Annotated in this window: 3 protein-coding genes; all 3 read right to left on the bottom strand. The window is 51.2% G+C overall.

All coding sequences use genetic code 11. From position 1 onward, the window contains the following. Positions 1 to 8: 8 nt before the first annotated feature. Complete coding sequence (locus Q1K23_RS08405; protein ID WP_300363780.1) at positions 9 to 1,418, bottom strand: hypothetical protein; 1,410 nt, start codon at positions 1,416 to 1,418, stop codon at positions 9 to 11. Between the two features lie 482 nt (positions 1,419 to 1,900). Then, positions 1,901 to 2,158, bottom strand: a complete 258-nt coding sequence (locus tag Q1K23_RS08400) for a DUF2442 domain-containing protein (RefSeq protein WP_300363778.1) — start codon at positions 2,156 to 2,158, stop codon at positions 1,901 to 1,903. Beyond that, entirely contained in the window at positions 2,139 to 2,255 is a 117-nt protein-coding gene (locus Q1K23_RS09085; protein WP_366522652.1) for a DUF4160 domain-containing protein, read from the bottom strand. The genes Q1K23_RS08400 and Q1K23_RS09085 overlap by 20 nt, the downstream gene beginning before the upstream one ends. Between the last annotated feature and the right edge of the window lie 39 nt (positions 2,256 to 2,294).

Genomic DNA, 2,294 nt, shown 5'->3' with positions numbered 1-2,294 from the left:
CGGGGACTTTACTGACATCCGTGCAGGGAGTCGATGACGTGGCGTTCCGATCCGATCCATCCCAGCCAGCCACAAAACCATGTTTCGCCGCACGGCTTGATGGTCGACATGGTCGCGCATGTCGCGGCTATGGCCTCTTCTTTGTTCGCATATCCTCTGCTCAGCAGATGTTTGTGTGCGTAGATGCTGCAATCGAGTCCGCCTCCGCTCAGGGAACACAGGGGGGTTTCGGAGATGAACGCTTCGCACCTGCCTACGAAGATATCCTTCAAAGAGATGTTGTCCACGTACCAGACAAAATAGCCATCGTTCTCCGTGCAGATGTGGTCGATACTGTCGAGCTCCTCCGTCACGGGTGTCATGGAGATCGAAACCTCGACATTGTCATGGTCCACGTTGACGCACTGGGAGACGCTTCGCACTTCGCCCTCGCGAAAGAGGACGAATGTCCAGTTACCTTCCGGTACGTTATGGAAAACACCCTGGGAATCGTCCGTGCCCACGTAGAACATCGACGGTGCTTCATCGTCTGTATCTGCAAAAAGGTTCAGGTGTATCGATTTTTCTTCCGTGTCACCCATGTTGGCGTAGCATTTTTTCACGCCGATGACGATGTCGCGAATGCTTTTTCCGACGGATGCCGCATCGATGGCAAATTTGATCTTGAACGCCTTGTAGCCTTTCGCGATCGATGCCGCTCCCGCGAACACGAGCTGCTCAGCCGTCGCATAGACTCCCGCGATCGCGCCCTTGATGCTGAACCGCTTGATCTTTTGGAGAATGTCGATGTTGGAGGTGAGTCTTTCGACTTTCTCTTTGGCGTCCTCTACCGCGTCGTCGATCGCGTTGGAGACCTTCATTTTGGTAGCTTCATCCGCGACGGCCAGGCCAGTTGCCATGAATACGCTCAAAATTGCGCCAGCGATCAGGAAATCGTCCAGCACGAAAACTCGTTGATGGATGCCCATAGAATTGAGGATCGAAAGATAGTGCTGAATCTTCTGCTCGCTGTCGACGATCCCTTTGTGGGATATTTTGACTTTTTCCGCTGCTGGCAGAACCTTTTCGTTGTGGATTTTCGCCAGCTCGTCCGAAAGTCGGTCGATTTGCTCGTCGCTCAATTTCTGACGGACATCATCCTCTGTCCAGTCTTTGAGATACCAGTCCGTCCCAAGGTACTGGTCGATAAGTGCGATTTCCTCGTCCAACGCGGAAAAGAGGGCGTATCCATCGCTTGCACTGTCGGAGGCATAGTCGTTTTGCTCCGAAAAGACGTTGGCACGGGTTTCGACCGACGTACCGGGACTTTCTGTACTTTCGTTCGTTCCGTCGTCTCCACCGCCTCCACCGCCACAACCGCTCAAGGCCATCATCAATACCACCAGCAATGACAGGAGAATCGTTTGACATCTTCTCATCTTCCATCCTTTCGGTTATGTTCGGTCGCGAGACCGAAAGTGCGGCCCCAAAGGGAAACTATTAAATCCTTCTTACCTACATTATATTCCTGGATTGCTTTATATTAATTTAATTTATACAGTGGGTGGGAGCGGCGGTGCCGCGGTGGATGGTTTTTGGTTGATGGTGGATGGAAGAGGCTGTGCCGCAGGGAACGGTGAACGGTGAACGGAAAGCGGAAAAACGGGAATGGGGAATCGGGAATCGGGAATCGGCTTTGCCGCGGGGAACGGTGAACTGTGAACAGTGAACGGGGGGCGCCGTTGGCGCAGTTGATAGTTGATGGTGGGGCGGCGGAGGCGCGGGGACTGGGTCAATATTGAATTTTGAATGCTCAGTTTTGAATGGTTGCGCAAGAGGCACGGTGAACGGAAACCGGAAAGCGGGAACGGAGTGTTGGGGAATATTGAATTTTAAAAAGTGTAGAGTATGCCTGGAAGCGTCAGGATGCCATGAGTTCGTGCTCTCTTTTGTATTTGATGATGCCCTTGAGGGAGATGTCTTCGTCAAGAGAAGGAAAGTGTACGCCGATGCCGTCTCCGATGAGATGATAGTCTTTCAACTCTTCGGGATCGGCATGGGAAAGCCGGGGAGTGTAATCATAGGGAATGCTCAGGATGTCTCCTGACGAGAGATGAATCAGAATTTTTTTACCGAATTCGAGCTTGATAATGCGAAGATCATTTTTTGAAGTGCTCATTCCATGCCTCCATCAGTTCTGTTTTGTGCTGTTCGACGAGTTTGATCAGTCTGTTGACTTCCTTCGATGAGATTTTATATCGATGCGTAACTTTCATACTTTCAATTTCGATACGGACATAACTTTCCCCTTTTTC

The organism is Hydrogenimonas sp., from assembly GCF_029933015.1.
GTDB lineage: Bacteria > Campylobacterota > Campylobacteria > Campylobacterales > Hydrogenimonadaceae > Hydrogenimonas.
The sequence above is the reverse complement of the archived record's forward strand: the minus strand, read 5'-3'. Positions and strand labels throughout refer to the sequence as shown.

Excerpts from the sequence above, each read along its gene's own strand:
- Q1K23_RS08405 (WP_300363780.1), bottom strand. The coding sequence starts at position 1,418 with ATGAGAAGATGTCAAACGATTCTCCTGTCATTGCTGGTGGTATTGATG.
- Q1K23_RS08400 (WP_300363778.1), bottom strand. The coding sequence starts at position 2,158 with ATGAGCACTTCAAAAAATGATCTTCGCATTATCAAGCTCGAATTCGGT.
- Q1K23_RS09085 (WP_366522652.1), bottom strand. The coding sequence starts at position 2,255 with ATGAAAGTTACGCATCGATATAAAATCTCATCGAAGGAAGTCAACAGA.